The sequence below is a fragment of the Candidatus Accumulibacter propinquus genome (assembly GCF_056856495.1).
In genome coordinates this window covers 48,403-69,960 of record NZ_JBSEHC010000007.1, presented here as the reverse complement: position 1 = coordinate 69,960, position 21,558 = coordinate 48,403, and the positions used below count along the sequence as shown (strand labels likewise).

20 protein-coding genes and 2 pseudogenes are annotated in these 21,558 nt (G+C 62.8%); 14 read left to right on the top strand and 8 right to left on the bottom strand.

What is annotated here, in order from left to right:
* The first annotated feature begins 128 nt into the window (after positions 1 to 128).
* Both AC15MQ_RS21105 and AC15MQ_RS21100 read left to right on the top strand, forming a co-directional pair.
* Positions 129 to 998, top strand: coding sequence for a hypothetical protein (locus tag AC15MQ_RS21105; RefSeq protein ID WP_483081235.1), 870 nt, complete (start codon positions 129 to 131; stop codon positions 996 to 998).
* Positions 999 to 1,014: 16 nt separating this feature from the next.
* Positions 1,015 to 2,217 (top strand): Vgb family protein, encoded by a 1,203-nt coding sequence (locus tag AC15MQ_RS21100; protein ID WP_483081234.1) that lies wholly within the window; start codon positions 1,015 to 1,017, stop codon positions 2,215 to 2,217.
* Between the two features lie 170 nt (positions 2,218 to 2,387).
* Here the strand turns inward: AC15MQ_RS21100 and AC15MQ_RS21095 are convergent, their stop codons facing one another.
* Complete coding sequence (locus AC15MQ_RS21095; RefSeq protein WP_483081233.1) at positions 2,388 to 4,241, bottom strand: autotransporter outer membrane beta-barrel domain-containing protein; 1,854 nt, start codon at positions 4,239 to 4,241, stop codon at positions 2,388 to 2,390.
* Positions 4,242 to 4,406: 165 nt separating this feature from the next.
* Positions 4,407 to 4,570, bottom strand: a pseudogene (locus AC15MQ_RS21090) (IS3 family transposase); the annotation flags it as partial.
* 165 nt (positions 4,571 to 4,735) lie between these two features.
* Between AC15MQ_RS21090 and AC15MQ_RS21085 the strand changes: the two are divergent.
* The 3 genes from AC15MQ_RS21085 to AC15MQ_RS21075 all read left to right on the top strand — a co-directional run bounded on the left by AC15MQ_RS21085 (position 4,736) and on the right by AC15MQ_RS21075 (position 7,811).
* Entirely contained in the window at positions 4,736 to 5,623 is an 888-nt protein-coding gene (locus AC15MQ_RS21085; protein ID WP_483081232.1) for a GTPase, read from the top strand.
* A 102-nt stretch (positions 5,624 to 5,725) separates the two neighbouring features.
* The gene (locus AC15MQ_RS21080; protein WP_483081231.1) at positions 5,726 to 7,054 is read left to right on the top strand and encodes an alpha/beta fold hydrolase; all 1,329 of its coding nucleotides are present in this window, start codon (positions 5,726 to 5,728) and stop codon (positions 7,052 to 7,054) included.
* 472 nt (positions 7,055 to 7,526) lie between these two features.
* Entirely contained in the window at positions 7,527 to 7,811 is a 285-nt protein-coding gene (locus AC15MQ_RS21075; protein ID WP_483081230.1) for a hypothetical protein, read from the top strand.
* A 24-nt stretch (positions 7,812 to 7,835) separates the two neighbouring features.
* Here AC15MQ_RS21075 and AC15MQ_RS21070 read toward each other — a convergent pair whose 3' ends face one another.
* From AC15MQ_RS21070 to AC15MQ_RS21050, 5 genes and pseudogenes are all read right to left on the bottom strand, one after another.
* Entirely contained in the window at positions 7,836 to 8,432 is a 597-nt protein-coding gene (locus AC15MQ_RS21070; protein ID WP_287654096.1) for a hypothetical protein, read from the bottom strand.
* A 430-nt stretch (positions 8,433 to 8,862) separates the two neighbouring features.
* Positions 8,863 to 9,150, bottom strand: a pseudogene (locus tag AC15MQ_RS21065) (type II toxin-antitoxin system Phd/YefM family antitoxin).
* Between the two features lie 97 nt (positions 9,151 to 9,247).
* Positions 9,248 to 9,664: an ExbD/TolR family protein gene (locus AC15MQ_RS21060; RefSeq protein ID WP_287654093.1), complete on the bottom strand. Its 417-nt coding sequence runs from the start codon at positions 9,662 to 9,664 to the stop codon at positions 9,248 to 9,250.
* 13 nt (positions 9,665 to 9,677) lie between these two features.
* Complete coding sequence (locus AC15MQ_RS21055; protein WP_287654091.1) at positions 9,678 to 10,412, bottom strand: MotA/TolQ/ExbB proton channel family protein; 735 nt, start codon at positions 10,410 to 10,412, stop codon at positions 9,678 to 9,680.
* Positions 10,413 to 10,425: 13 nt separating this feature from the next.
* The gene (locus tag AC15MQ_RS21050) at positions 10,426 to 11,145 is read right to left on the bottom strand and encodes an energy transducer TonB (protein WP_483081229.1); all 720 of its coding nucleotides are present in this window, start codon (positions 11,143 to 11,145) and stop codon (positions 10,426 to 10,428) included.
* 92 nt (positions 11,146 to 11,237) lie between these two features.
* On the opposite strand from AC15MQ_RS21050, the gene thpR reads away from it, so the two are divergent.
* The 3 genes from thpR to AC15MQ_RS21035 all read left to right on the top strand — a co-directional run bounded on the left by thpR (position 11,238) and on the right by AC15MQ_RS21035 (position 14,218).
* Positions 11,238 to 11,798 carry an RNA 2',3'-cyclic phosphodiesterase gene (thpR, locus tag AC15MQ_RS21045; protein WP_483081228.1) on the top strand — a complete coding sequence of 187 codons (561 nt, stop codon included), beginning with the start codon at positions 11,238 to 11,240 and terminating at the stop codon, positions 11,796 to 11,798.
* Positions 11,799 to 11,968: 170 nt separating this feature from the next.
* Complete coding sequence (locus AC15MQ_RS21040; RefSeq protein ID WP_287670390.1) at positions 11,969 to 12,883, top strand: DMT family transporter; 915 nt, start codon at positions 11,969 to 11,971, stop codon at positions 12,881 to 12,883.
* 93 nt (positions 12,884 to 12,976) lie between these two features.
* Complete coding sequence (locus tag AC15MQ_RS21035; RefSeq protein WP_483081227.1) at positions 12,977 to 14,218, top strand: MFS transporter; 1,242 nt, start codon at positions 12,977 to 12,979, stop codon at positions 14,216 to 14,218.
* Between the two features lie 59 nt (positions 14,219 to 14,277).
* On the opposite strand, the gene AC15MQ_RS21030 is transcribed toward AC15MQ_RS21035, so the two are convergent.
* The gene (locus AC15MQ_RS21030) at positions 14,278 to 15,057 is read right to left on the bottom strand and encodes a GDSL-type esterase/lipase family protein (RefSeq protein WP_287670386.1); all 780 of its coding nucleotides are present in this window, start codon (positions 15,055 to 15,057) and stop codon (positions 14,278 to 14,280) included.
* A gap of 279 nt (positions 15,058 to 15,336) precedes the next feature.
* Between AC15MQ_RS21030 and AC15MQ_RS21025 the strand changes: the two genes are divergently transcribed.
* From AC15MQ_RS21025 to AC15MQ_RS21000, 6 genes are all read left to right on the top strand, one after another.
* Positions 15,337 to 15,966 (top strand): lipid-binding SYLF domain-containing protein, encoded by a 630-nt coding sequence (locus AC15MQ_RS21025; RefSeq protein ID WP_287670384.1) that lies wholly within the window; start codon positions 15,337 to 15,339, stop codon positions 15,964 to 15,966.
* A gap of 125 nt (positions 15,967 to 16,091) precedes the next feature.
* The gene (locus AC15MQ_RS21020; RefSeq protein WP_350496455.1) at positions 16,092 to 16,958 is read left to right on the top strand and encodes a hypothetical protein; all 867 of its coding nucleotides are present in this window, start codon (positions 16,092 to 16,094) and stop codon (positions 16,956 to 16,958) included.
* 40 nt (positions 16,959 to 16,998) lie between these two features.
* The gene (locus AC15MQ_RS21015; RefSeq protein WP_483081226.1) at positions 16,999 to 19,509 is read left to right on the top strand and encodes an arylsulfatase; all 2,511 of its coding nucleotides are present in this window, start codon (positions 16,999 to 17,001) and stop codon (positions 19,507 to 19,509) included.
* A gap of 61 nt (positions 19,510 to 19,570) precedes the next feature.
* Complete coding sequence (locus AC15MQ_RS21010) at positions 19,571 to 19,855, top strand: hypothetical protein (RefSeq protein WP_287670380.1); 285 nt, start codon at positions 19,571 to 19,573, stop codon at positions 19,853 to 19,855.
* Positions 19,856 to 19,904: 49 nt separating this feature from the next.
* Complete coding sequence (locus tag AC15MQ_RS21005; RefSeq protein ID WP_483081225.1) at positions 19,905 to 20,783, top strand: DUF2092 domain-containing protein; 879 nt, start codon at positions 19,905 to 19,907, stop codon at positions 20,781 to 20,783.
* Between the two features lie 10 nt (positions 20,784 to 20,793).
* Positions 20,794 to 21,477, top strand: a complete 684-nt coding sequence (locus tag AC15MQ_RS21000) for a hypothetical protein (RefSeq protein ID WP_483081224.1) — start codon at positions 20,794 to 20,796, stop codon at positions 21,475 to 21,477.
* Positions 21,478 to 21,558: the final 81 nt, after the last annotated feature.

The window sequence follows — 21,558 nt, the reverse complement described above, 5'->3', positions numbered from 1 at the left end:
TTCCTTCAGCGAAATTTCCAGGGAGATGCCGCGCTATGGCCGCCAGTGGCATGGGGTGGCAGGACGATAGTTTGCCATGGCTTCCATGAAGCTTGGTATGGGAGACGAATTCAAAAGGAGGTCAAGAAATGCACATTGGCATTCAAGGAAAAAAAGACTTCAGGATGCCGGCGGTGATCTTCGCGCTGACCTCGACCGCACTGTCGCTGCCAACTTGTGCGACAGCCGCGAGCCTTGGTGGACAAGTGCTTGGAGGCGGCGCCCCGATCGCCAACTCGACGGTGACCCTGTGGGCTACCAGCGCCGGCGCCCCGAAGCAACTCGCACAAGTCCTCAGCGGCGCCGATGGCCGCTTCATGCTGACGGCGCCCACGGCCCATGCCGATTCCAGTCTCTATCTGGTCGCGCAGGGTGGTCAGCCAACGGCCAACAAGGCCGCTGGCAACAACCCGGCCATCGCCATGATGACGGTACTCGGCAGCAAACCGCCGGCCAGGGTCACGATCAACGAGTTCACCACCATCGCCTCCGTATGGACCCACAACCAGGTCGTCGACGGCAAGGTCATCAAGGGTTCCTCGCTGGCCCTGCGCATCACCGCCGGCAATGTACCCAACTTTGTCGATCTCGCCACCGGCGGTTGGGGCACGACCATCCAGGATCCGCTCAACAGCAGCCAGACGCCGACAATGGCTAATTTCGCGACGCTCGCCAGCCTGCTCGCCGGCTGCGCCACGCAGGTCGCTGCCGATGCCTGCACCAAGCTGTTCGCCGCGGCGACCACACCCGCCGGGGCGGTGCCGACCGACACGTTGGCAGCCGCTGAGGCCATTGCCCGGAGCCCTGCGCATCAGGCGGACAGGATCTTCGCACTGCTGGATCAGTTTTACCCGGTGCCACAAGGCAAGAAAATGCGCGCCACGCCTTTCCTGCCCTACCTGACATTCGCACCAAGTGCCTGGGTGTTTCCGCTCAAGTTCGCCGGGGGGCGGGATTAGCGGCGGCGGCAAGTTGATGTTCGACAGCCAGGGGAATGTCTGGGTCGGCAACAATTTCATCGTCGGCGCGCAGAACCAGTCCATCCTCTGGAACGGCAATCTGTCCAAGTTCGCCCCCAACGGCAAGGCGCTTTCACCGATCACGACAGGCTTTAGCGGTGGCGGTCTGTCCGGCGTCGGCTTCGGGCTGGCAATCGATGCACAGGACAATATCTGGCCGAGCGGCTACGCCAGCCAGAACCTCACCAAGTTTGATTCAGCCGGCAAGCCGCTGTCTCCGCCGGATGGCTGGAACTTCAACGGCCAGCTTGGTGAAATGCAGGGCATCATCGTCGCGCCCAATGGCGACATCTGGGCGGTCGATGAAACCAGGAATCAAATCGTTCATCTGCCCAAGGGTGATCCGTCCAAGGGGCGCATATATTGTCAGAATCCAAGCAAAGACCCGCTGAAAAACCCGTGCGGCCTGTTCGCGCCGTTCCATCTGGCCATTGATCAACAAGACTATATCTGGGTCAGCAACAGTATTGGCTCTTCCGTCATCCGCTTCCACGTATCCGATCCGACCAAGGTCGAGAAATTTGACGTCGGCTTCAGCGGTAGTGGGATGGCAATTGACAGCCAGGGGAACGTATGGCACGCGGAACGTTTCGGCACTTCCGAACGCGGGCGACTGAAGATCATCGAAATGATGGCAGCGTACGTCATCAAAGGCGAAAAGGCGGCGACCGAATCGCTGGTACATAACCTTTCCGCGCAGAAGGCGGGCTACTTCGAAGGCGGGAGTGTCTCGGTGCTGCGTCCAGATGGCTCCAAGGCGCTCTTCTCGCCGGTTACCGGCAAGGGATTGGCTGGCCCTTGGGCCGTGGCCATCGATGGCAATGACAATGTCTGGGTGTCCAACCTGGTTTCCGACTCGACCGGCATCGTGCAGTTGTGCGGTGTGCGCAGCGAAACCTGTCCGCCGGGAATGAAAACCGGTGATGCCATTTCGCCGCCGGGCGGCTATGTGGGTGGCGGAATGCAGCAGCTGGTCGATATCGGCGTCGGACCGGCCGGCGATGTCTGGGTTACGAACAATTGGGACATCGACGCGGCTGCGTTCGGCAATGCCTCTGAAGCGCTGAGTACCCGCGGTGCCGGTCAGGGCGTCGTAGTTTTCTTTGGCATGGCCAAGCCGGTGAAGACGCCGCTGATCGGGCCACCGCGTCAGCCGTAATCACCTGCCCCCCGTTCTGCAACCGGGAGACTTATCTATCGATGGAGTATCCAACAAATAGGGGAGAATGAAGACGAAAATTGGCATTTTATTGGTGTGAGGTTCCCGCTGCATTTCGTCTTCCAACCCTCGCGAAGGTCGTCACCATTTTTATATGTGGGAAGGTCAAATTAGAAAGGGGCGCTAAGTGTGATGTTGACTGCCGAGTTTTTCGCCCCTGGCTGACTGATCGTGGCTGAAGCGCCAAAACCCAGCCGCATGCCATGGCTCAATTCGGCATTGATGCCGGCAAGCAATGTTCCATATCCTCCCGTCCGGTTGGCCGTCGAAATCTCCATGGCAGAATTGCCACCGACAAAACCAGCGCTATAGCTGCGCTCATCTTTCTTGTGCTCGTAGTCATAGCTGAGTTGCGCATAGGGACGAACATTGACTTCTGCCCAGCGGGTTTCGGCCGCCACCTGCCAGCCGAGTCGCGAACGCAACGACTCGCGGGTCTGATCTCCAAAGGTCATTGCGGTCAGGCTGTTTGATTGTTCGCTGAAACCATCCACGTTCACGCGTTCCCAAGCCAGACCAACGAGAGGGCCGTGGATGATATCGCCATGCGTGAAGTGATAGCCGATCTGTCCTTTCACCCCAGACTGGTGTCCGCGCGTATCACCACGTTCGCTGGTGTTGAATGAGCCAAGGCTAATGTTTCTTTTGCTCGCGTAATCAAGCCAGGAATAAGTGGCGATTCCGTTCGCGTAGAACGATCCGAACTTATATGAAGCAAAGGTCGAAAGTGACCAATCGTTATATTTGACCGTGCCCTGGCTGTTCCCCAAGTCAAACGGTGCATTGCCGTACCCCAGAGTGATACCACCAAACAGTTGCTCGGCAAAGGCCTTTTCATAACCGATGATCAGGCTGCCGCCAGAGCCATCTGCGGAAGGCACTCCGGCATAAGCCTCTTTTTGCGAATTGGCATAATCACCTGTCACGAAAAAACCCTGGCCTTTGTAGCCGTAGTTCTGGAATTCATTGAGCCGGCCATCAATCGATCGCCACTGCGCACCTGAGCGCCCCAGCGGGACTTGCGACATCAGACCCACTCGGCTGGCACCTTCCAGCGAGGTGTATATCCAGTCAGAGATGATGCGGTGAAACTTGGCTGAAGGATGCCGTACATCGGCAAACAGATAACCTCCCGTACCTGCGGGGGGAGAGCAACCCAGGGAAACTGTTGGAAGAGGACCGCAGGCGGGATCTGTGGTGTTGGTAAATCCGTAAGCCATGGGGTTGGAAATAACGGTGTTCAGCAATCTCCCGGTATTGAAATAGAGTAGATTTTTGCCAGCCAGATCCGCGTCCAGTGTTGCGTCAAACGTCGTCACAAGATTTCCGAGCAACACCTGGTCCGCGGGGGTCTGTAGTGCGGCAATGGGTGCTTTGGTGAGGTCCATAATCCCGATTACGATCAGATTGCGTGCACCGGCTGACTGCAAGCGCACAATTTGCGCGGTCAGATCATGCGCCGCAGTGACGATGCCTGGAATAGCGCCAGCACCACCAGAGAGTTGGGTAAAGACGTCGTTATGTCCTCCCGAAATAGCGTAGAGGGCTTTTGAAGCCAGCGGTCCACGGGCAAGGATGTCGTTAACCTGGCCGCTCACGGGCGGAATATTGATGCCTTGACCCGCCGCCGCCGCATTGATCAGAGCGCTACCCACTGCAAAATTGTTGCCATTCCCGATGCCATTAAAAGCATAAGGACCAGGACCCGTGCCAGCCGCCGCGTATGCCGGTGTAACCGATTTGCCATAACTTGCACCAAGATTCTGAGACCAGACTGTTCCTGGGTTGGTGGAAAAATGATCATTGACCCCAACCAGAGGAGCATAGACCCCTGAATCGGTGAGGCTGTCGCCAAAAAAGAAAACACTGGAATAGCTTCCAGCCTGGGCCCCCGTAAGCATACCCGCCATCAATAAAGTAAATGCAGTACCTTGCTTCACCGAAAAACCGTGGCAATAGAACACCTGGTAAATCCTTTCACGAAATATTTATCCAATCAAAATGGCGAATTTGGCTGGCCTCGGAACTTTCTGCTCCCGTCAGGAAGAGGTTATTCCTGCAAGCCGGGCAGGTGAGTACCTAGGGCTATAGTATACACGCAAGCGCGCCAATGACGGTTTTGGGCAAATCCAGGCCTGGTTCGGCGCCGCTGACGTGAAGTTTAGCTCCAGCAGGTTCGGTTCCTCCGGCAGGGGCTGCGCACAGAACTCTTCGTTGCCTTGTAGCGCCGTTTGTGCCACGCATGAAGACCGTTCTCACGCATCAGCCACTCGACGCGTTCCTGACTTGCCGGGTGTGGTAGCCCATTTCCTGGAAGACGAAATTTCGGGGGATCCTCACTTCCGAGCTTTATGTAATATCAATATAGCGCTTCCTCGACCTTCCGCAAGGACGTTGTTATGGTGATATACTTTCTGAGGTTAAAGGTCGTTAACTTTCAGGTTAGGCAAATGAACCAATGAGGAACATTCGCGTTCTCGTTTTTGGTGCAACTGGCACCGGCAAGACGAGTCTCTGCAATACACTGACCGGAAGGAAACGGCCAACCGACAACGGCGCAAGAGGTATCACAGCGAAATCTCATCTCTACCCCGCGTTCCAAACCGATGATTGCCGGATTGAGATAATTGACACCGTCGGCTTGCACGAAAGCAGTCACGGCACTGTCCCTGCAGAACAAGCTGTCGTTGAACTCATAGATCTGCTCGAAAAGGCGCGCGATGGATTCAGTCTGCTGGTTCAGGTCACTCGCGCATCCCGAATCACCAAGGAGCACGACGAGGACTACAAGTTCTTTGTCGAGAAAATGACTCAAGGCAATATCCCGGTAATCCTGGCCGTTACCGGATGCGAAAACGAGTATCCGATGACTTCCTGGGTTGATAGGAATCAGGAAGCTTTTTCCCGATTTGCTTACAAAGAACTTGTCCCAACCTGTTTCGCATCTGGTGGTCCCATGGAAGAATTCTTCGCACCCCTCAGATTGCAATCGCGGGAACATCTACTCGGTTCGATCATCCACAACGCGCTTGTTGAGCCACGCAAGCTCTACGGTACCGGCACCAGCAGTTCGTTTAACCAATCGTTAACCCGAATCTGGAATGAATTCGTAGCAGTAACCGGTCTACCTAAAAAGTACAGACGGCAGGTCAACGAATCAGCCTACACACTGATGAAGCGCCTTGGCGTACCTCAGGCAATTGCCGATACCGCCATCAAGCACATACCGGATCTCCATGAAGAACTGGGCAACAAATCGCCGGTTCCAGGCGGGGGAAAGCTCTTGCGCAAGCTCTCTGAACTATTCCTCAACAGGCTTTCCAATGGCACCCGCAAGAATGACTGACGGGAATCAACAAGCCATGCATGTCGTTTCGTGTGGAAACGACATGGACCCCAATTTACCAATCAATATCTAGTCTGAACTGGCAGATAGACAAAGAGACTTATGGCCACTTGTGAAGAAACCGGATGCATTGTCGAGTTTGGTGTGCTGAACCATAGATACATCTGTTGCGTGTGCTCGAAGGAATTTTGCGACGACCATGCCTGTAGCTCTGCCTATTTGATGCAATTCGGAGGGTTGCATTATCCGGACATTGAAAAGGTTCTGAACGAGAACGGCTATATCTGTCAGACCTGCTTTGCCAAGGCCGGCCCGGGCCTCCAAGCTCATGCAAAAGGCCTGTTTCGGAGAACCTGTTCTCACCCCGAGTGCGATGTTTCATTAAAAAACATCTTCAACAGAAAGTTCTCCTGCCTCTCTTGTGGACAATGGTATTGCCGAAGTCATTGCAAACTGGGAAAAAATGAAGTGTCCAATGCCTGGTTGCACGAGCATACACATTTTCCGTTGGCCGAGATGGTCTGTACATTATGCCATGAACAAAAGAGCGCCAAATTTCTTGCGCCCCACTACCCTGAGCACCCGAAGTCTCAATCGCTGAAGCTGTTGGCCGGCTCGGAAAAAGGGCCGAGAACCGCGATTCTCGTGCACGGCATTCTTTCCGATTTCAAAGCATTGTCGGGTTTGGCCAACGCACTGGTTTCTCGTGGGGGGTTTGATTCCGTTTGGGCCTTCGATGATATTGCCTATCATGGCCGTGTGAATGAGGCCAAGGCGCTGAGTGTTGCAGATATCCCCATAGGTTTTGATGGCGCGTTGAAAGCACTGATTTCCTCCATTGGGGCCAAAGCGCTCCAGGTAATCAATCTCCCTGCCTATATCGTTGAAGGGGCTGCGAGGAACCTATTTCTGAACCTTGATTTTCTGGGTCAGACGGATGTCACGGTCATTGGCCACAGCCTTGGCGGTGTTGTAAGTCGCTGCATGGTTGAGACGTATGACGTGTCCCCTTTCCTCCGCTCTGTTGTGACCCTGGCGAGCCCGCATTATTTGTGGCTATTAGCCCAGCGCAGCAATCTTCAGTACTGGAAGGGCCTGCCAAGTCCAGATGTCAAGTATTTGGCAGTATTAGGCAAGGGGGACTGGGTCTCGCGAGAAATGTACTCCAACTACACGGCTGATGACCGACTCTACGGAAATCTTACCAAGGTACTGATCAAGGGCGACCATACGTCAATTCATGGCCAACCCTTCGGCACTTACGTACCAGAATTAATCAAGGGGTTTCTCGATGAGTTCCATGGATTCTACATTCAGGTTCAGGGAGGCAAGCCGTACTTGCGCTATGCCCCTCTACATGGAAATTCAGGAGAACAGGTCGTTTCCTTCCCGCAGGGGAGATGGCTTGAATTCACTCCATCAAGTTCATGAAACGGGCTGCTGCGGATTTGGGTGCAGCCTGCCCAAATTGAACACGTCGTTGAACAGCGTTTTTTTCGTAGTGACGTGTCTATCTCTCTCGACTGGACGAGGCTTCGCCAGGACCATCACGACACTGTCAAGCAACCCGATTCAACCAGGGCGTCAGCAAGGCCAGGAAGCCGGCAGAGACTGCCCAGTGTTCTTCCCGGACCACGGCCGGCCTGCGCATGTACTGCTGACCATCGAGGAATACCTGAAGCTGAGCAGCAGGCTTCCGGGAACCGGCGATCCGGGGCTTCGCTCCTCCTGATCTGGCTTGATCTGGCCGCCGGTCCTGCGTCCTTCGCTGCGGAGCGCGGCGTCGTATGATCATCGAGTTGCCACGTGAAGATCGCACGGCACCGATGAAACCAGACGCTTGAGCGGAGCCACGATGGAATTCCATCAAGCCGTTCAGAATCGAGCTATACGGACGGCGGCGGTGATCAGGCAGTTCCTGCCGACGCCGAGCGTCGGCAACGTGACGGTCGAAAGTCTGTTCGGCCTATCGCAAACCCTCGACGAACTGGCACAACGACGCGACGATGCGCTGGCAGATTTCGAGGCAGCGGGAAATGCGGAGAATCAGGGCTTCGTCGCCCTCCGGGCTCTGACGCTGCCGAAGGCGGCGCAGGCCAGCCTCGAGGACGGCATCGACGCAGCTCGACCTGCTCTCCTACAGATCGTTGCGAGGATGCCGCTCAGGAAGCCTTGCCCGTTTCGCTAGGCTTCCCGAAAGCCAGCCGGGAGCTTAGCTCCGGCGGCGAGCCGAGGCCAGGCCAGCCAGACCCAGCAGGGCAAGCGCAAGGGTGCCGGGGATTGGTACCGCGTGCTCGTCGAAACTGACCGTAGTGAGGATGACGCCACCGGCACCGCTTGCCGATCCCGGCAGGACACCGCTGTTGCCCGGATCAAACACCGCTTTCCCGATCAGGCCGAGGCCCGCCAGGTTAAGGGTGTACCACTCAGGCTCGCTCGGTCCGCCGAACTGCGGGGTCGTGAAATAACCCAGGAAGTTGCTGGTACCGAATTCGTAGAGCGAAACACCAAAGGCATCGAGATCACCGCCACCATCGCCGGCGCGCAGAGACAGGGAGGAAACCCCGCTGGAGAAGCTCAGCGTAATATCATTCGCGCCGCCAAAACCGTCATAGATGCCCGCCCCATAGGCGCCGGTGTAGATCAAGGTACCCGCTTGCCCGGTAAAGGTCACGCCACTGAACGTGGAACCTTGAACGCTCTGGCCTTCAGCCAGGCCCAGGGAGCCGAAATTGATCACCGTTGCCGAGGCGTTGGCCGAAGCAAGAACCACTGCGCCAAGCAAGGCGCTCATAGCAAGTTTTTTCATCATTACCCCCAAGAGTGAAGTTGCAATCCGCAAGTCAAACTGTTCAATTGACGACCATCTTCCCGTCTACGTATTTGTTGCCCACTGGCCGAAACCTGGAGTCAGGCGATGCAAGCACGGCCGCGGGAATTCCTGTGCGCCCACCAACCTTTCGCAAGAATCACGCCATTGCGTGCGCAAGACATAAATGGCCATTGCATCAGAGACCTATCGCGCTGCGCCGGGGTGAAGACATCGGCAATGTAAAATTTTTCGACAGTTGGCCGTGATTCGCTGCTGTCGGGATGCTCATGGTGAGTTTCCGCCATCGCGGTGTCCTTGCCGATGGCACATTCGCGTGTTGCGGAGCGCCGCTGGAATGTACCGGGCGACTGTTCGTGCGCCACGCCAACGGCAGTTCAACCGGCAGCGTGCGCACGCTGACCATCCTCTAGCCGAGCGCGCCGGGCGGTGGCGACTGCAGCATCCGGGCACCCTGGATGCCGGCGGAACGATCCCTGATCCCGGCGTGCGCCACCGACGCCAGCAGGCGGCTGGCGTTTGCCGGGCTGCGCAGGAGGTATGCCGTCGCTTCGAGCGTCTGTTAGTCCTCCAGCGAGAGCATGACCACAGATTGTTTCCCGTTGCGGGTAATGTTCAGAGGCTCGTGGTCTTCGCAAACGCGGTCCATCGTCCTGGCCAGGTTCGCGCGCGCCGCGCTGTAGGTCATCGCATCCATTTCCAGACTCCGCTTGTACATGGTCGCATTACTGTTCCTATTGCATTTGCCTGAGGCAGAAGCAGCGGCCATGGGATGCGCCGGTCGAGCATCGCGCTTACCGCGTCGCCGGCTCGGTGACGAAGGCAATACGCACCAATCCCGCGCGCTGTGCGTCGGCGAGGACTTCGGTGACCCGCTCGTAGCGCGTGCCGCGGTCGGCGCGCAGGTGCAGTTCGGGCTGGCCGGCGGCGCCGATGGCGGCCAGCCGGGCTGGCAGTTCACCGCGCGCAATCTCCCGGCCATCGACGAAGACCTTGCCGGCGGCGTCGATGGCCACAGACACGATGCGCGGTCGGTCGTCGAGCCGGCTGGCGTCGACCCGCGGCAGGTCGATCGGCACCGCTTCGTGGAACAACGGCGCGGTGATGATGAAGATCACCAGCAGCACCAGCATCACGTCGACCAGCGGGGTGGTGTTGATTTCGGCCATCGGCTGGCTGGCACCGCTGTTTTCGAAGGAACCAAAGGCCATCGTGCCCTCCCCCTCAGCCGCCGCGGCCGGCACGCACGGCGCCGAGGTCGACCAGCTTGTCGCCTGGGCGGCCGCGCAGGCCGGTGGTCAGGTAGGCGTGCAGGTCGTGCGCGAAGCCATCGAGGCGAGCCAGCGTCAGGCGGTTGCCACGGGTGAAGGCGTTGTACGCGAGCACTGCCGGAATGGCCACGAACAGACCGGCGGCGGTCATGATCAGCGCTTCGCCGACCGGCCCGGCGACCTTGTCGAGCACCACCTGCGTCGCACCCGAGAGCCCGACCAGGGCGTGGTAGATGCCCCACACCGTGCCGAACAGGCCGATGAACGGCGCCGTCGAGCCCACCGAGGCGAGAAAGGTGAGCCCGGATTCGATGCTCGCCTGCGCTTCGACAATCTGGCTGCGCAGCGAGCGGGTGACGAAGTCGCTGACGCTGACGCCGGCGCCAATGCCGCGATCGGAATGCTCGCGATGCAGACCGGCGGCGTTGGCGCCGGCGACCGCCAGGCTGGCCAGGATGTTGGTGCGGTCCTCGCGGCGGATCGCTTCGATCGCCGCCGGCAGGCTGGGCGCGCCCCAGAAGGCGGCCAGCGCCCGCCCATGACAACGCCTGGCCTGCCAGACGCTGTGCGCCTTGGCGGCAATCACGCACCAGCTGGCCACTGACAGCAGCACCAGCAGGATCGCCACGGCCTGCGTCAGCAGGTCGCCCTGGGCCCAAAAATGGGCCAGACCCATCTCCATTCGCATTGTATTTGCCTCTTCAACTGTCCAGTGTGAATTGCAGCGGCACCACCACCGTCGATTCGACCGCTTCCGTCCCCTGTTTCGCCGGCACGAAGCGCCAACGCTCGACGGCGGCCCGTGCCGCCTCGTCGAGACGCGGGGAGCCACTCGACTGCCGGATGTCCACGCTCAGCGGCAGGCCCTGCGCGCTGACCCTGACCCGCAGCAGGACCCGCCCTTCCTCGCCGAGCCGGCGCGACGCCGCCGGGTACACCGGTTTGGGATTGTGCAGGTAGTCAGCATCGAAACGGGCGCCGACCAGCGCCGGCGGCGGGGCTGCTACCGCTGCCGGCGCTGCCGCGGGGGCTGCCGCCGCCGGCGCGACGGCGAAGGCAGTCGGCGCGGACGCGGTGGCTGGCGCGGCCAACACCGGCGCGGCCACCGGCGATGCCTTTTTCGCGGGCGTCGGTGGCCGCGGCGCGGCGCTGGGCGGCGCGGGCTTTCGCGGCGGTTCGGCGCGGGCAGGTTCCGGCGCCGCGACCCTGGGCGGCAGCGGCGTTGCGGCCAGTACGCGCACCGTCAGCGCCGGCAGGGTTTCCGGCAGGGCCGGCCGCAGCAGGGCACCGAACGCCAGCACCAGCCCGCCCAGATGAACGCCGAGGACCGACAGGACGAAGACACTCCGGCGCCAGAGCGGCGGCCGCGCGGCCTGCGGGAACTCGTAGTACTCGGACAAGGCAATGATCTGGCTCGACATCTCGCTCGGTACGGCGATCGATGTAGCGGAAAACCGGCTATTCTATGCTGCCGCGTCGAGATCCGGGCGCGGCATTTCGCCTCAGTCCAGGCATGCCCATCGACACCGTCGCCACGCCGCAGTCCGATTTGCCCGCCCAGGCCCGCCTGTTCCTGGCGCTTTGGCCGGCCGCCGGCGAGCACGCGCAGTTGCTGCAATACCAGCAGCAATGGTCGTGGCCCAGGGGGGCGTCGCCGGTCAGGCCGGAGCGGCTGCACCTGACGCTGCACTTCATCGGCCCGCTCGAGCGCCGCCGCATCGCTGCTGTGAGCAGCGGCCTGCGGGTGCCGTTCATGCCATTTACGCTGCAGTTGAGCCACGCCGAAGTCTGGCCGCGCGGGCTCGTCGTGCTGCGGGCGAGCGCGCTGCCCGCCCCCCTGGCGCAACTGCACGCCGAGCTGGCTCGGGCGCTGCAGGCGCTGGCGCTGCCGGTCGAAGCCCGCGCCTTCCGACCGCACGTGACGCTGGCGCGTCGCGCGGCCGGCGCCACCCTGCCCGCCACGGCGACGCCGCCAGCGGCCTGGCCGCTGTGCTGGCCGGTCGACGGCTACGTCCTGGTCGAGTCGCTGCCGGGTGCCGGCGGCGGCTACCGGATCCTGCGACGCTACGCCTGATCGCCGGGCGAAGCGGGCCAGCGGCGAGTGGCAGCGTCGGCAGCGGCCGCGCGGGGCCTGGAAATCACGCCGGCAGCGGCGAAATGCCTCACAATGGCGGCCTTTTGCGCGCTCGCGGTCGGACGTGATGTTCTGGCGTTCACGGCTGGCCCGCGGCTGAAAGCATTCGCATGTCACACCGCCGTGCAGTCGCCCTGATGGTGCTGGTCACCCTGCTGTGGAGCATCGCCGGCGTCGTCGCGCGGCACCTCGACAGCGCCGGCAGCTTCGAGGTCACCTTCTGGCGCAGCGCCTTCAATGCGCTGGCACTGGGCATGCTGCTGACCGGCATGCGCGGGCCCGGACTGTGGTCCGGCCTGCTGCGCGCCGGCTGGCAGGTGTGGTTCTCGGGCGTCTGCTGGGCGGTGATGTTTACCGCCTTCATGCTCGCCATCACCCTGACCACGGTGGCCAACGTGCTGGTGACCATGGCCATCGGGCCATTGATCACCGCCCTGTTCAGCCGCCTGTTCCTGCGCCACCGGCTGCCGGCCCGCACCTGGCTGGCGATCGCGGTCGGCGGCGTGGGCATTGCCTGGATGTTCGGGCAGGAGGCGAAGAGCGGCCTGTCGCTGGCCGGCACGCTGGTCGCGCTGGCCGTGCCGCTGGCGGCGGCGCTCAACTTCACGACGCTGCAACACGTCGGGCACGGCGCCGCCGCGCCGGGCGGACGCCAGGACATGTTGCCGGCGGTGCTCATCGGCGCCACGCTGTCCGCCGCCTGCACCCTGCCGATGGCCTACCCCTGGCAGGCCTCGATGCACGACATCGGCCTGCTGGCCTTGCTGGGCGGCGTGCAACTGGCGCTTCCCTGCCTGCTGGTGGTGCGCCTGTCGCGCGAACTGGCGGCCCCGGAGATTGCCCTGCTCGGTCTGCTGGAAGTGGTCTTCGGCGTCACCTGGGCCTGGCTCGGGGCCGGCGAACGGCCGGGGGCAAGCACGCTCGGTGGCGGCGCGCTGGTCCTCGGAGCGCTGATCGTGAACGAGGCCCTGGCCTTGCTGCGTCCCGGCGGGAACAAGGCGCCGGTGGCGCGCTCCGCTTCCTGATGGCGCTGGCCGGTGGGTGGTTTTCAAGGGACGGTGTGCGCCGGCCCGGCGATTAGCGGCTAGACTGCAGGCTGCCGCTTCCGGATCCTCGCCATGCCTCCTGCCGCAGCGTCGCCGCCTGCCAGCCACGACCTCGAAGCGATCTCGCTGATCGGTTTCGTGCATGGCGTGTCGCATTTCTTCCACCTCCTGCTGCCGCCGCTGTTTCCCTGGCTGATGAAGGATTTCGGGCTGAGCTTCACCGGCATCGGGGCGACGATGACCATCTTTTTCGTGGTCTCGGGATGCGGCCAGGCGCTGGCCGGATTCCTGGTCGACCGTTTCGGCGCGGCGCAGGTGCTCGGCGCGGGCATCGGCTGTTTTGTGCTGGCGGCGCTGCTGCTCTCGGTGGTCGACGACTATACCGGGCTGACGCTGGTGGCGGCGCTGGCCGGGCTCGGCAACAGCGTCTTCCACCCCGCCGATTTCACGGTGCTCAACCGCCACGTCTCGCCGCCCCGGCTGGGGCATGCCTTTTCGATCCACGGCCTCTCAGGCAACCTCGGCTGGGCGCTGGCGCCGGTGTTCATGACCGGCATCGCCGCCACCCTCGGCTGGCGGAGCGCCGCACTCGCCGCCGCGCTGCTGGCGGCGCTGGCGCTGCTGTTGCTGTTCTGGTGCCGGCGCAGCCTGGCCGATCCGCCGGGCAGCGAGCAGACCAACCCGGCCGGCGGGCAGGACCAGGCCGGGATGGTGACCTCGCCGTTCGCCTTCCTGCAGTCGGGCGCGGTGTGGATGTGCTTCGCCTTCTTCCTGCTGATCACCACCGCTTTCGGTGCGATCCAGAATTTCGCCACGCCGATCCTGCAGCAACTGCACGGCCTGTCGCTGGCCACCGCAGCGACCGCCCTTTCGGCATATCTGGTGGGTGGCGCCGCCGGCATCCTCAGCGGCGGCTTCCTGGCGCGGCGGGGAGCGCACGAACGGCTGATCGCCACCGCCCTCGGCACCGCGGCGCTGCTGGTCGTCGCCCTGGCCACCCTGCCACTGCCACAATGGGTGGTGCTGCCGCTGATGACCGGCATCGGTTACTGCACGGGCATCGCCGGACCTTCGCGGGATCTCCTGGTCCGCCGCGCCGCCACCTCCCGCTTCGGACAGGCGGCCTATGGGCGGGTCTATGGCTTCGTCTATTCCGGCCTCGACGCCGGGCTGGCGCTGGCACCGCTCGCCTTCGGCACGTTCATGGACGGCGGCCGTTTTGCGGCGGTGCTGATCGGCATCGCCGTACTGCAGGGGCTGGCGATCCTGACCGCGTTGCGGGTCGGCGGCGCCGCGCTGCCAGCGAACGGCTGAGCGCCTGCCCGCGCGCCCGGCATCCCGTCCTCTGCCGGCGACGATTCCTGCAGCGCCGCTCAGGCCAGGCCGGCGGCTTCTAGCGCCGGCGCCCAGCATTTGCCGAGGCGGTTGAAACCGGCGACCGTCGGATGCAGTTCGTTGGCCCACTCGTCGCGCCCCAGCGTGTTGCGCCCATCGACCAGATGCAGCGTGGGCGCCTGCGCGCAGGTTTCTTCGAGCACGACGCGAAAGCGGTCGATGAGTTCGTTGACCACCTGCTGTTGCAGGCTGCGCGCCACCTGGCACTGGTCCAGCGGGTACTGCAGCCACTGCCCCAGGCCCAGGAAGCCCTTGCCGTTCGGGCAGGCGTAATCGTAGCCGTGGATGAAGACCGGCGTTCCGGGGAGTTTCCGCTCGACGAGCTCGACCACGCTCAGCAAGGCCTGGCTGACGGTGTGGAAGAGTTCATCCGGTTGTCCGCCGCGCAGGCAGGCTACCGGATCTCCGGCGGCGGCACAGTCGGGGAGCAGCAGTGCGGGCAGGTCCTCCTTGCCGGCCAGGTCATTGCCCCCGCCGGAGAGGAACACCGCTTTCAGGGTCTTCCCATAACCCGTCGCGGGGTCGAGATCTTGTTCGATCTGCGCCCGTACCGGACCAGCGGCATATTCGATCGCCTCGGCGCCGTTGTGGCCGCGCACCAGCATGACGTGGCTGTGCTGGCGATTCAGTATCCGGTGCAGCGGAATCGCCAGATTGTTCTCGGGATACCAGAACCAGGAATCGCCGATGGCCAGAATGCTCGGGAATACGCCGTTCCTTACGAGCAGGGTTTCATCCCATACGGGGCCGTTGATCATGTCGCCTCCTCCAATCCGTTGATGAACGTGATGCGCCGCGGGCAGATGCCCCCCCGCAGGTACATCTTTCCACATTGCCCGTGCGATCCGCAATGGGCAAACCCGGCCAGGGCATCGCGGCCCTCCTGAAGGCCTTGCGCGGCGCCCGCTGCCGGCGATGGCTCGGGAACGGCGTTGGCTGCGGCGACAAGTACACACACGTGCCCCACAAGCCCGGAGGCTGTGGAATAATCCGCTGCAGCGCAAAGACCTTGCGCTCTCATCAAGGGGGAGGAAGCCATGTACAAACGCTGTGCAATAGCGATCATCGCCGCGCTCGGGTGCGTGTCGGCGCCCGGCGTCGGCGCCGCCGACTGGTCGTGGGATCCGATGCAGGATGTGGAGAACGTGCTGCCGCCGGAAGCCCCCAACGAGGCGAAGATCATCCAGGGACGGCAGCAGGTCAGGGAGATGTCGCAGGATGCGCTGTCCGCGCTCTATGAACTCGCTCCCGGAGCGCGCGCGACGATCGAGCGCTCGGCCGGCTACGCGGTTTTCAGCACCTTTGGCCTGAAGCTCTTCTTTGCCGGCGGCACCACCGGCAAGGGCCTGGTGGTGAACCACGAGAGCCATCGCCAGACCTTCATGAAGATGCTGCAGGTCCAGGCCGGCCTCGGCTTCGGCGCCAGCAAGAGCCGCCTGATCTTCGTGTTCAGCACTTCGCAGGCGTTGCGCAACTTCATCGAGCAGGGCTGGGAATTCGGCGGCCAGGCCAACCTGGCGGCGATGGCCGGCGGCCAGGGCGGCATGTTTACCGGCGCCGCGTCGGTGGCGCCGGGTGTCTATCTCTACCAGCTCACCGATACCGGCCTTGCAGCGACACTCTCGGTCGCCGGAACGAAGTTCTTCAGGGACGATCAACTGAACTGAGACTTCGCCATGGACAGCCGGATCATCAGCTTACAGGCCCCTGTCGTGGGTAGTCGAAACAGGGGCGGTACCTTGTAGTACCCGACAACCACCAGGATGCATGCTCCAGGGAGGAATAATTGACCATGACCACACACCACTCCGCTTGCAGCAACCACCTTGCCGCCGCCGCGCTGGGCGTGCTCTGCCTGACGGCGGCGGCACCGGCCTGCGCCGAGGCGAACAGCCCGCAGGTGAATATGTTCGACGGACAGTGGCACTTCAGCCTCACCCCTTACCTCTGGCTGCCGACCATCTATACCTCGGCATCGTTCGCCGGACCGCTGGGCATCGCCCCGGGAGTCGATGCCGACATGCACACCACTCCCGGCACCTACCTCCATAACCTCTCGTTCGCCTTCTTTCTTGGCGGTGAGGCGCGCAAAGGCGAATGGTCGCTGTTCACCGACTATATGTACCTCAAGTTCAAGGACCAGAACGCCAGCGTCAGGACCGTCACCGGACCAGCCGGACTGGTCACGCGCGTCGTCGACCGGGGCAGCACGATGGATCTGAAATCGAACGTGTGGACCCTCGCCGGCGGCTACACCGCCTGGCGCCGGGGCAACTCGCACCTCGACATCCTGGTCGGCACCCGTTACCTGTCGATGGACACCTCGCTGGACTGGAGCGTGGACGGCGCAGCCGGGCTGCTGCCGGGACGGCAACGCAGTCTTTCGAGCCACGTGGACAAATGGGACGCCATTGTCGGCCTGAAGGGGCAGCTCAACCTCAGCGACGACGGCAAGTGGTTCATGCCCTACTACCTCGACGTCGGCACCGGTTCGCGGAACACCACCTGGCAGGCCTTGCTCGGTGCCGGCTACCGCTACGGCTGGGGTGACGTGACGCTGGTGCTGCGCAACCTCTCGTACGACTTCAGCGGCCACCACGCCGACAACATCGACGCGCGCTTCACCGGTCTCGGGCTCGGCGCGACCTTCGTGTTCTAAAGCCCATATTTTGATCTGCAGCACTACCAGGGAGGTACCGATGCAAACCACACGACGTCGATGGGCTTTTCTCGCCCTGCTGGCCCTGTCCATGGCCAGCGGTGGCGCCAGTCTCGCCCAGCCAGCCGCCGGCGCGCCGGGTTCGCCGAGCGCCACGATCACCATCAGTGGCGAGCAGTTGCCGCCACCGCCACCGAAGTTCGGCGGCAGGATCGAGCGCAATGCCGCGCAATCCAAACCCTACTGGCCGGCACGCGTCGAGCCGCCCAAGGGCGCGCCGAACGTGCTGCTGATCATCACCGACGATACCGGCTACGGCACGCCGAGCACCTTCGGCGGCGTCGTGCCGACACCGGCGCTCGACCGCGTGGCGGCGAACGGCCTGCGTTACACCAACTTCAACTCGACGGCCCTGTGTTCGCCGACACGCGCCGCGCTGCTCACCGGCCGCAACCACCACTCGGTCGGCTTCGGCGTGATCTCCGAACAGTCCAGCGGCTATCCCGGCTACAACAGCATCATCGAGCGCGACAAGGCGACGATTGGCCGTATGCTGAAGGACAACGGTTACCGCACCTCGTGGTTCGGCAAGGACCACAACGTACCGGCATTCCAGGCCAGCCAGGATGGACCGTTCGATCAGTGGCCAGTCGGCATGGGCTTCGAGTACTTCTACGGCTTCATCGGCGGCGACGCCAACCAGTGGCAGCCGAACCTGTTCCGCAACACCACGCAAATCTATCCCTTCATCGGCAAGCCCGGCTGGAATCTCACCACCGCCATGGCCGACGACGCCATCGCGTACATGAACCGGATCAACGCGCTCGCGCCGGATCAGCCGTTCTTCATCAAGTACGCGCCGGGTGGCGTGCATGCGCCGCATCACCCGACGCCCGAGTGGATCGAAAAGATCAGCAAGCTGAAGCTCTTCGACAAGGGCTGGAATGCGCTGCGCGAGCAGATCTTCGAAAACCAGAAGAAACTCGGCGTGATTCCGGCCAACGCCAGGCTGACCCCGTGGCCGAAGGACCTGCTCAAGGAGTGGGACACGCTGAGCGCTGACGAGAAGAAGATGTTCATCCGTCAGGTGGATGTCTTCGCCGCCTATGTGGCGTATACCGACAACGAGATCGGCCGCGTCATCCAGGCCGTCGAGGATCTGGGCAAGCTCGACAACACCCTGGTGATCTACATCAGCGGCGACAACGGCGGCAGCGCCGAGGGAACGCTGGTCGGCACGCCCAACGAAGTGGCGATGTTCAACGGTCTCGTCATTCCGGTCGAGGACCAGCTCAAGTACTTCTACGACGTCTGGGGCTCCGAGAAGACCTACAACCACATGGCCGTGCCCTGGTCATGGGCGTTCGACACGCCGTTCTCCTGGACCAAGCAGATCGCCTCGCACTTCGGCGGCGTGCGTCAGGGCATGGCGATCATGTGGCCGAAGGTGATCACCGACAAGGGAGGCATTCGCCACCAGTTCCACCACGTGATCGACATCGTGCCGACCATCCTGGAAGCGGCGAAGATCAAGCAGCCGAAGGTCGTCGATGGCATCAAACAGAGCCCGATCGAGGGCGTGAGCATGCTGTACACCTTCGACAAGGCCAACGAAAACGCGCCATCGACGCACAAGACGCAGTACTTCGAGATGATGGGCGACCATGCCATCTACCATGATGGCTGGATCGCCAGCAGCAAGGTGATGCGTCCACCGTGGGTCACGATGGCGCCGACCAGCCAGGATCCGGCGGGCTACCCGTGGGAACTGTACGAGCTCGACAAGGACTGGACGCAGTCCGAGGATGTCGCCGCGAAGTACCCGCAGAAGGTGAAGGAGATGGAGAAGATCTTCTGGGCCGAGGCGAAGAAGTATCAGGTATTGCCGCTCGACTCGTCGGTGGCCACCCGCCTGGTGACACCACGCCCGAGCATCTCCGCCGGTCGCAACGTGTTCACCTGGACGGCGCCGCTGACCGGCACGCCGAACGGCGACGCCCCGAGCGTCCTCAACGCCTCGTACAACTTCAAGGCGGAAGTTGAGATTCCGCAGGGTCTGGCGCAGGGCATGCTGATCACCCAGGGTGGCCGCTTCGGTGGCTACGGCTTCTATGTGCTCAAGGGAAAGCCGGTGTTCACCTGGAACCTGGTCGACATGAAGCGCGTGAAGTGGGAGGGTAGCGAAGTCCTGACACCCGGCAAGCACACCCTGGAGTTCGACTTCAAGTACGATGGCCTGGGCATGGGCACGCTGGCCTTCAACAACCTCTCCGGCATCGGTCGTGGCGGTACCGGCGTGCTCAAGGTGGACGGCAACGTGGTCGCCGAACAGAAGATGGAACGTACGCTGCCGCTGATCCTGCAGTGGGACGAGGCCCTCGACATCGGCTCGGACACCCTGACCGGGGTGAACGACCAGGACTACCTGCCGCCATTCGCGTTCAACGGCAAGCTCAACCGGATTACGCTGAGCATCGACCGGCCGAAGCTGACGCCTGCCGACGAGAAGAAGCTGCTGGCCGCGCAGCGCAACAACAAGGCCAGCGAGTAGCATCACCAGATCGGGCAGCCCCTGCGCGGGCTGCCCTCGTAACCCAGTGGAGGAGTCAAGCATGAGCAAGAATCTCTGGCGGTTTGCCGCCGTGCCGGCGGTGTTTTTCGCCGGCGTCAGTCTGGCGCAGTTCCCGGTTCTCGACATGGTCGCCAACAAGGTGATCGAGAAGTACCAGAACTCGAGTTGTGAGCAACTGTGGGCACAGAAGGGCCAGCCGAAGTCGCCGCGTGAACAGGAAGTGATCCAGATGCTGCGCAACGACCCCGCGATGCGCAGCGAGTTCATCAACCGCGTGGCTGCGCCGATGGCCAACAAGATGTTCGAATGCGGGATGATTCCGTAAGCGGCTCACCGGCAGCACTTCGCTTCATTCAACCATGAGGAGAAACTTGATGATTCAGCACAAATCCGCCAGGCGCGCAGCGCTGCTCGCCCTGAGCCTGCTGCTGGCCGGGAGCGTCGGCGCGCAGCAGGCCCAGGCCGCGACGAAAGCCGTGAAGCCGGCGAAGACGTCGAGCCGGGTCGCCGCGCCGGCCCCCAAACCGGTGCTCGAAAGTCGCGCCATCGACCTCCTGAAAGGCATGAGCGCGCGCCTGGCGGCGGCACGCTCGATGGCGTTCACCGCAACCGTGATGTACGAAGCGCCGAGCCTGCTGGGCCCTGCCCTCGCGTACACAACGAGCTCCGAAGTCCTGATGCAGCGGCCGGACAAGCTGCGCGTGCTGACCCGCGGCGACGGCCCGGTGTCCGAGTTCTACTACGACGGCAAAACGATGACCGCCTTTGCACCGGCGGAAAATCTGGTCGCCGTCGCCGCCGCCCCGGCGACGGTCGACGCCACGCTCAAGGCGGCCTTCGAGAGTGCGGCGATCTACTTTCCGTTCTCCGACGTGCTCCTGGCCGACCCCTACAAGAACATCGGCGAGGGCCTGACCAACGCCTTCTACATCGGGCAGTCGAAAGTGGTCGGCGGCACCGTGACCAACATGCTGGTGTTCGTCAACGACTACGTCTTCGTGCAGATCTGGATTGGCGCCGAAGACCAGTTGCCGCGCATGCTGCGGGCGGTGTTTCGCGATGATCCGCTACGGCTGCGTCACCAGTTGGAGCTTGCCAACTGGCAACTCGACCCGGTGGTGGCTGCCGATGCCTTCGCGTTGGGCAAGACTGCCGGCGCGGCGGCGATTGCTTTCGCTCATCCAGCCGCGCCCGGCTTCACGCCGCCGGCACGCGGCAAGCCGGGCGCCGCGCAACCCAGCAAGAACCAGTGAGGAGCCACACATGAACAGGATCGTAATTGCCCTTGCGGGCGTGATCAGCGCCACGCTGGTATCCGGTGAGGCCGCCGCCTGGGGCAGCGCCAACCGTTTTGGCGGCAGTACCGAGCACGTCGCCGGAGAAGGTACCGAGCATACCAACGCCTGGGGCGGCAGCTCGGCACACGCCTACGGCGGCGGCAGCGAGCACACCAACATGTACGGCGGCAGCACCGCTGGCCGGGCTGGTGAAGGGGCCGAGCATACCAACGTCTACGGCGGCACCACTGCCGCCAGGTACGGCGAGGGGGCGGTCCACACCACCAGCTACGGCGCAACCGCCTACCGTCCGCCGGTTCCTCCGCCCGCTTATCCGTACCACCCGCCGGTGGCGGTGCCGTACTACGCGGCAGCGGGCTGCGCCGGCTGCGCCGCCGCGGCCGGGGCGGTCGTCGGGGTCGCCGCCGGAGCCGCCGTCGCCTCGGCGAACACCGCCGCCGCGACCAGCAGCGCCTACTCCTCGGGTTATGCCGCGGGCAGTGCCAATACCGCCGCGGCCTATGCGATGGGGGTCAACTACGCCGCCCTGCCGGCGGGTGCGATGGCCGTTCAGAAGTACGGCAACACCTACTATCTGGTCGGGAACACCTGGTTCCAGCCGGCCTACGGCGCCAATGGCGTCTATTACCGGGTGGTCCCGACGCCGTAGGATGCGGCGGTCCGGGGCCGCGGTACCGGGACCGACTCGACAGGCGCGCGGCGTGGCGGCAGGGAAAGCGCCGCCACGCCG